The sequence below is a fragment of the Streptomyces sp. NPDC054887 genome, from assembly GCF_053610585.1.
Map to the genome: position 1 here is coordinate 1 of NZ_JBSGYQ010000126.1, position 7,922 is coordinate 7,922.

Below are 7,922 nucleotides of genomic sequence, written 5' to 3' on the forward strand. Positions count from 1 at the left end.
ATCGAGATCGTGTTCCACTTCGGGATCTCGGTCTTGCAGTACTTGAAGATGTCCGCGATCAGGCGCAGCGACGGCTTCGGCGGGAAGATGTACGTGCCGCGCGCGATGTACTCCTTCAGCACGTCGTTCTGGATCGTGCCCGTCAGCTGGTCCGCCGGTACGCCCTGTTCTTCGGCGACCAGTTGGTAGAGGAGAAGCAGCGGCGCGGCGGGCGCGTTGATGGTCATGGACGTGGAGACCTTGTCGAGCGGGATGCCGCCGAAGAGGATGCGCATGTCGTCGATGGAGTCGATCGCCACGCCGACTTTGCCGACCTCGCCGCTGGCGATCGCCGCGTCGCTGTCGTGGCCCATCTGGGTCGGCAGGTCGAAGGCGACCGAGAGGCCCATCGTGCCGTTGGCGATCAGCTGCTTGTACCGGGCGTTCGACTCGGCGGCCGTGCCGAAGCCGGCGTACTGCCGCATGGTCCACGGCCGGCCCGTGTACATCGACGGGTAGACACCGCGCGTGAAGGGGTACGCGCCGGGCTCGCCCAGCTTCTCACGGGGGTCCCAGCCCTCCAGGGCGTCCGGCCCGTACACCGGCTCGATGGGCAGTCCGGACTCGGATTCACGCGCCATGACGTTCCTCACCTACTTTCGCTCGTCTCGACTGCTGCCTGTCGTGCCGCCCGGACAGACGCTATTGAGCCCTTTGTGGACCAACCACCCCCTAGTGCGCCCCTGACTCCTCGCCGACGCCGTGACCAGCGGCGATCGGGACGCCACGATGAGGGCCGATCTGACGTGCACGCGGATGGCCCATCAGGAGGTTCGGTGTCGGAACAGCGGGAAGAGCCGGGGCATCGGCCGTCCTCGGTCGTCGTCGTCGGCGCGGGCGCGGCAGGGGTGCAGACGGCGGTGGCCCTGCGCGAGCAGGGGTTCCACGGCGCGGTGCGGCTGATCGGGGCGGAGCGCCACCGGCCGTACGACCGGCCGCCGTTGTCCAAGGCGGTGCTGCTGGGCGGCAGGCCCGAGGACGCGGCCTTCGACGTGGACTTCGAGAAGCTCGACATCGAGCTGGACCTGGGGCGCCGCGCGACCGGCATCCGGCCCGGCGCGCACCGCCTGGAGACCACGCAGGGGCCGGTCGGCTACGACCGCCTCGTCCTGGCGACGGGCGCCGAACCGGTCCGGCTGCCCGGCACCGAAGGGGTGCCGGGGGTGCATCTGCTGCGCACGCTCGACGACGCGCAGGCGCTGCGGCCGGTACTCGCCCGGCGGCTCGACGTCGTGGTCGTCGGCGCGGGGTGGATCGGCGCCGAGTTCACCACCGCCGCGCGCGGGGCCGGTTGCCGGGTCACCGTGGTGGAGGCCGCCGAGCTGCCGCTCGCCGGGGCGCTCCCCGGCGACGTGGCCGCTCCGATGGCCGCCTGGTACGAGGAGGCCGGCGCGGAGCTGCGGACGGGCGCGCGGGTGGAGCGGGTCGAGCCGGGCGCGGTGGTGCTCACGGACGGCACCCGGCTGCCCGCGGGAGCGGTCGTCGTCGGCATCGGGGCGCGGCCCGCCACCGGGTGGCTGGAGGGCAGCGGCATCGTGCTTGGCCTCCACGGGGAGGTCCTGGCCGACGAGGTGCTGCGCACCTCCGCGCCCGACGTGTACGCGGTCGGGGACTGCGCCTCCTTCCCGTCGGCCCGTTTCGGCGCGCGGCTGCTCGTGCACCACTGGGACAACGCCCTGCACGGACCGCGCACCGTCGCGGCCGACATCGTGGGGCAGGGCCCGGCGGTATACGACCCGGTGCCCTACTTCTGGTCCGAGCAGTTCGGACGCTTCGTGCAGTACGCCGGCCACCACGCCGGCGCCGACACCGCCGTGCGGCGCGGCGACCCCGCCGGCGACTCCTGGAGTGTGTGCTGGCTGCGCGGGGAACGCATGGTCGCCGTACTCGCCGTGGGGCGGGCCCGCGACCTCGCGCAGGGGCGGCGGCTGATCGCCTCCGGTGCCCCACTGCTGGCCGAGCGGGTGGCCGACCCGGACGTGCCCCTGAAGTCCGCCGCGAAATAAGCCCAACCCCACCCCGTGACATACCAATCGACCGGTTTACAATAGGGACTTGGGCGGGGGGTGAAGGAGGGCATCGGATGGCCAAGCAGGAACGTGCGGAGAGAACCCTTCGCCGGATCGTCACCGCCGCGGCGGAGCAGTTCGTCCAACACGGGTACACCGGTACGAGTCTGGACGACATCACCCGCGCGGCAGGCGTGTCGAAGGGGGCGTTCTACTTCCACTTCGCCTCGAAGGACCAGGTGGCCACGGCGGTGGCCGAACACTCCCAGTCGCTCTTCGAGGACGCCATCATGGAGCCCTGCACCCCCGCCGACTCCCCGCTCCAGCACGTCATCGACCTGACGCACCGGCTCAACGCGCTGCTGCACCTGGAGCCGTCCGCACGTGCGGTCGTCCGGTTCCACCGCGAGTGGACGGGCGACGAGCGGCCGGGGTTCGACCACCACACGCTGTGGCACGAGACGGTGGGGAAGCTCTTCTGCCAGGCGGCGAAGCGCCGGGAGCTGCGCAGCGACATCCCCGCCGCCTCCCCGCGGGTGCTGGCCTCCACCACGCTGTTCTCGATGGAAGCCCTCAGCTGGATGGGCATGACCACCGACGAGACGGCCCGGCGGCTGACCGACCTGTGGGACGTACTCCTGCCGGCGATCACCCCGGGGAACGTGATCGACACGTTCCGGACGACCGCGCCCGAGAACTGCGAAGAGCGCGAATTCAGTTATCAGAACTGACCTCTCCCGCGTCAGGGGTGGATGAGGGGGTGTGCGTCCGCCGCAGCGGCTCCTAATGTTCTGGGTGTCACCAGGCGCAAGGAATTCACCGCCGAAAGCGGGGAGTCCGGCGGGTCTGGCGTGGTTCGGCACAACCGTTTCGAACCGGGAATCCCACTGTGTGAGGAGATGGACACCATGAAGAAGATCGCCATCACTGTGAAGGCCGTTCAGGTCACCCAGAACAAGATGCTCGCCTGCAAGGCCTCTTGATCCGTACGTGCGCCCGGAGGGATTCCCTCCGGGCGCACGGTCATGCGCGGCCCCGTTTTCCCCTGCGGTGCGCGCCACGGGAATCCAGTCCACGAAACGCACCGTAGAACGGGAGAATTCTTATGGAGCTGCGACGCTCTCGCACTCTGATGGCCGGCTGGCAGAACGGCGGCCTCACCGTCGAGGACTATCTCGCGGAGCCCGGCGACGAGGGACGCACCGGCGTCCAGATCGACGGCACGGCGCTCGACATCCTCGGTCACTTCGAGGACTGGACCGACCCCGAGACCGTCCTCGACCGGTTCGAGGGATTCGACCCCGCCTCGGTGCGCGGAGCCGTCAAGCAGCTCGCCGACCTGGGCCTCCTGCGCAGCCGCGACCAGGCGGAGCGCGAGGACAAGGTGGACGAGGCGTGGCGCCACTGGGGCGACGCCGCCCGCTACTTCCACTTCGCCACCAAGAACGTCGAGTACGTGACCGAGGAGAACGGCGCCGACACCGGGCGCACCGAACTCGTCAGCGAACTGCTCGAAGAGGGACCGCCCCCGTCCGTGTTCGGACGCCGCGACGGCGGCCCCAAGATCCGGCTGCCGCGCAGCTTCGTACCGCTGCGCCGGGACTTCGAGGACGTCCTCGTATCGCGGCGCACCACCCGCGAATTCGCCGACCAGCCCGTCGGGCTGCGCGAATTCTCGACCGTTCTGCACTTCGCCTTCGGGCCGATGTACTTCATCGACGTACCGAACTTCGGGCAATTGATGATGCGCACCAGCCCGTGCGGCGGATCGCGCCACGAGAGCGAGTGCTACATCGCCGTACGCAATGTGGAATCCATTGCTCCCGGTCTTTACCGCTACTGTCCGGAGGACCACAGCCTGGAACTCCTCAAGGGTGACGTCGACCTGGACCGTGTCGGTTTCGAGCAGCGCATGGTCACCACGGCCGGATTCGTCGTCCTGCTCACCTTCGACGTCAACCGCGCGATGTACAAGTACCGCAACTCCCGTATTCTGCGCACCATCCTGCTGAACGCCGGCCACCTCGCGCAGACCTTCGCGCTGTGCGCGACCGCGGCGGGACTCGGACCCTTCCAGACCGACGCGTTCCGCGACTCCGAGCTGGAGGCGGCGCTGGGGCTCGACGGCATCGCGGAGAGCGCCCTGTACGTCTTCGGGGCGGGCGTCCCCGCCGTACGCAGGGAAGGCGTTCCCAGCTTCCCGATCTCCGGCGCACGGAACTGACCGTGGCCACCGTCGCCTCCGCGAAGCCGCCCCAGGGCAGCCCGGCCGCCTCCGTCCCACCAAGGGTGCAGAAGCGCGTGCTGAGGGTGCTCCTGTGCCTCCAGATCCTCTTCTCCATGGTCATCGCCATGAGCGGTCCCGTGGTGTCGCTGCTCGCCGAACGTCTCACCGGTTCGGCGACCCGGGCCGGCTTCACCCAGGCGAGCATCTTCTGCGGCTCGGTCGCCTGCGCGGTGCCGCTGGCGGCCCTGTCCGCCCGGCACGGCAGACGGGTCGGGCTGGCCGTGGGGCAGCTGATCGGGGCGGTGGCCGCCGGCACGGTGGTGTGCGGGGCGCTGCTCGACAGCTTCCCGCTGGTCCTGGCCGGTTCGTTCGGCATCGGCGGCGCCATCGCCGCCGGGTTCCAGATCCGGTTCGCGGCCACCGACCTGGCCGCCGACGGCCGGCACGGCCGGGCGGTGGGGATGGTCACCTGGGCCTCCACGGCGGGCGGGGTGCTCGGGCCGTCCCTCGTCGGCATCACCGACAAGCTGGTGCCGGGCGCCCCGCTGCCGGAGTTCACCGCGCCCTTCATCGTCATCGCGGCGGGGCTCGTGGGCACGTCGCTGCTCGCGTACGGGTTCCTCCGGCCGGACCCGCTGCTGCTGGCCCGCGCCGCCGAGGAGGCGAACGCCGGGCGGACGACGAGCGCGGGCGAGGGCGTCACGCGCGAGGCCGCAGAGCGCGCCGACCGCAAGGCGGGTCTCCGCACCGGACTGCGGACGCTGCGGCGCAACCCGCGGGCGCGGCGCGCGGTCGTCGTCTCGACGACCGTGCACGCCGTGATGATCGCCCTGATGAACATGGCCGCCCTGCACATGCACCACGGCGGCGTCTCCGTGGGACTCATCGGCATCGTCATCAGCTTCCACGTCGCCGGCATGTACCTCCCGAGCCCCCTGGTCGGCTTCCTCGTCGACAAGTACGGGTCGTACCGGCTCTTCGTCACCGGCCTCGCCCTCCAGTTCGCCGCCGCCGGCGTGCTCTTCGCCTCGCCCCCGGACTCCGAAGCCGGCGTCGGGGCCGGGCTGCTGCTCCTGGGCGTCGGCTGGGCGGCCGGATTCGTCGCCGGGTCCGCCGCGCTCAGCGAGGCGCTCCCCATCTCCGAACGGGTCCCGGCGCAGGGCGCCTGCGACCTGATCATCCAGGCGGCCTCCGCGATCGGCGCCCTCGCCGCGGGCCTCGTCGTCGCCCAGCTGACGTACGCCGGGCTCACGGTGCTCGGCGGGACCGCTGTCCTCGCGGTGCTGCTGCGGATCGTCTGGACCGGCCCGCGCGGCAGGCGGGCATGAGCGCCACCGGCCCGGCGGTCTCGGGCACCACGCGCCTGTTCGCGGTCGTGGGCGACCCGGTGGCCCAGGTGCAGGCCCCGGCGATGCTCAACCCCCTGTTCGCCCGGCTCGGCGCGGACGCCGTCCTCGTCCCCGTCCACGTGAGCCCCCAGGACCTCGCCGACGTCGTACGGGGGCTGGGGCGCGTCAGGAACTTCGACGGACTGCTGATCACCGTCCCGCACAAGGCCGCCTGCCTCGCGTTCGCCGACGACGTCAGCCCGGCCGCCGCGCTCAGCGGCTCCACCAACGCGATGCGCCGCACACCCGAGGGCCGCTGGCAGGCGGAGAACTTCGACGGAGCGGGCTTCGTCCGCGGACTGCGCGCGGCCGGACACGAGCCGCGCGGCAGAAGGGTGTCGCTGGCCGGAGCGGGCGGGGCCGGCTGCGCCATCGCCGTCGCCCTGCTCGGCGCCGGCGCGCACGTCACGGTGTGGGACAGGGAGCGGGACCGGGTCGAGCGGCTCGTGCAGCGGCTCGCCGGGTACGGGGACGGCCGGATCGCCGGGGCGACGGCCCCGGTCGCCGCCGACATCGCGGTCAACGCCACGCCCATGGGACTGCGCCCCGGCGACCCGCTCCCCTTCGACCCGGCGACGCTCGCGACGGGCACCGTCGTGGCCGACATCGTCATGAAGCCGCGCCGCACCGCGCTGCTCGCGGCGGCCGAGGCACGCGGCCTCGCGGTCCACTACGGGGCCCCGATGCTCGCCGAACAGCTGCGCCTGTACCGGGAGTTCTTCCACCTCGACGCGCACACCAGCCGGCCGCCGGAGGCAGTGGAGCGCTGATTACCGCAGGATGGCCGACGCCGTGGCGCTCGTCCCTAATCTCCTCGGCATGCCAGCACTCATCGAGAACACCACCCGCCCCGGCGCGGAGTCCGGGGGCCTGCCGCCCGCCCTGGCCGCCGGGGTCGCCGACGCGCTCGCGCGACCCGCGGCGCAGCAGCCCGAGTACCCGGACCCCGCCGGCGTGGCCGACGTACGCGCCACTCTGGAGCGCCTGCCGTCGCTCGTCCTGCCCGGAGAGGTCGACCGGCTGCACCGGCGCCTCGCGGAGGTCGCCCACGGGCAGGCCTTCCTGCTGCACGGCGGTGACTGCGCCGAGACGTTCGCGGGCAACACCGAGGAGCACGTCCACGCGAACGTGCGCACCCTGCTCCAGATGGCGGTCGTCCTCACGTACGGAGCGAGCCTGCCGGTCGTCAAGGTGGGGCGCATCGCCGGCCAGTACGCCAAGCCCCGGTCGAAGCCCACCGACGACCTCACCCTGCCCGTCTACCGCGGCGACATCGTCAACTCCGCGACGCCGACCCCCGCCGCCCGCGTCGCCGACCCCGCCCGCATGCTCCAGGCGTACGCCCACTCCAGCGCGAGCCTCAACCACGTCCGCGCCATGGTCGAGTCCGGGGTGGCCGACCTCCAGCGCGTCCAGGGCTGGAACCAGGACTTCGTCCGCGACTCCCCGGCCGGCGAGCGGTTCGCGGCCCTGGCCGCCGAGATCGACAGCGGCCTGCGCTTCATGTCCGCCTGCCGGGCCGACCACAGCGCCCTGCACACCACCGAGATCTACGCGAGCCACGAGGCACTGCTGCTGGACTACGAGCGCGGGCTGCTGAGGACCGGCGGCGGCGGACCGGGCGGCCCCGAGCGGCTGTACGGGCTCTCGGGGCACTTCCTGTGGATCGGTGAGCGCACCCGCGGACTCGACGACGCCCATGTGGCCCTCGCCTCGATGCTGGCCAACCCGATCGGCGTCAAGATCGGCCCGGGTACGACGCCCGAGCAGGCCGTCGAGTACGTGGAGCGGCTCGACCCGGACGGGACGCCCGGCCGGCTCACCTTCATCAGCCGGATGGGCTGCGGCCGCGTGCGCGAGGTGCTGCCGGCCATCGTGGAGAAGGTGACGGCCACCGGTCACCGGGTCGTCTGGCAGTGCGACCCGATGCACGGCAACACCAAGGAGACCGCGAGCGGTTACAAGTCGCGGCACTTCGACGACATCCTCGACGAGGTCAAGGGCTTCTTCCAGGTCCACCGCGAGCTGGGCACCCACCCGGGCGGCCTGCACATCGAGCTCACCGGCGACCACGTCACCGAGTGCCTCGGCGGTGCGCGGGGCCTCGACGACGCCGGACTCGTGGCCCGGTACGAGACGAACTGCGATCCGCGCCTCAACTCCGAGCAGTCCGTGGAACTGGCGTTCACGGTTGCCGAGTTGATGCGCGGATGACGTCCTCGTCCGCGGCGGGACGTCGTGCGTCCGGCGGGCACGGCG

At 71.9% G+C, this 7,922-nt stretch carries 7 protein-coding genes; 6 read left to right on the forward strand and 1 reads right to left on the reverse strand.

The window, feature by feature from the left end:
* A partial coding sequence (locus tag ACWGH0_RS34295; protein ID WP_453408188.1) for a methylmalonyl-CoA mutase family protein occupies positions 1-620 on the reverse strand: 620 nt, incomplete at its 3' end.
* 195 nt (positions 621-815) lie between these two features.
* Here ACWGH0_RS34295 and ACWGH0_RS34300 point away from each other — a divergent pair.
* From ACWGH0_RS34300 to ACWGH0_RS34325, 6 genes are all read left to right on the forward strand, one after another.
* Positions 816-2,045, forward strand: a complete 1,230-nt coding sequence (locus tag ACWGH0_RS34300) for an NAD(P)/FAD-dependent oxidoreductase (RefSeq protein WP_453408189.1) — start codon at positions 816-818, stop codon at positions 2,043-2,045.
* Between the two features lie 77 nt (positions 2,046-2,122).
* Positions 2,123-2,779, forward strand: a complete 657-nt coding sequence (locus ACWGH0_RS34305) for a ScbR family autoregulator-binding transcription factor (RefSeq protein WP_453408190.1) — start codon at positions 2,123-2,125, stop codon at positions 2,777-2,779.
* Between the two features lie 374 nt (positions 2,780-3,153).
* Entirely contained in the window at positions 3,154-4,272 is a 1,119-nt protein-coding gene (locus tag ACWGH0_RS34310; protein WP_453408191.1) for a SagB/ThcOx family dehydrogenase, read from the forward strand.
* A 2-nt stretch (positions 4,273-4,274) separates the two neighbouring features.
* Positions 4,275-5,603: an MFS transporter gene (locus ACWGH0_RS34315; RefSeq protein WP_453408192.1), complete on the forward strand. Its 1,329-nt coding sequence runs from the start codon at positions 4,275-4,277 to the stop codon at positions 5,601-5,603.
* Entirely contained in the window at positions 5,600-6,433 is an 834-nt protein-coding gene (locus tag ACWGH0_RS34320; RefSeq protein ID WP_453408193.1) for a shikimate dehydrogenase family protein, read from the forward strand. The genes ACWGH0_RS34315 and ACWGH0_RS34320 overlap by 4 nt, the downstream gene beginning before the upstream one ends.
* A gap of 49 nt (positions 6,434-6,482) precedes the next feature.
* On the forward strand, positions 6,483-7,877 hold the full coding sequence (locus ACWGH0_RS34325; RefSeq protein WP_453408194.1) for a class II 3-deoxy-7-phosphoheptulonate synthase: 1,395 nt from the start codon (positions 6,483-6,485) through the stop codon (positions 7,875-7,877).
* Positions 7,878-7,922: the final 45 nt, after the last annotated feature.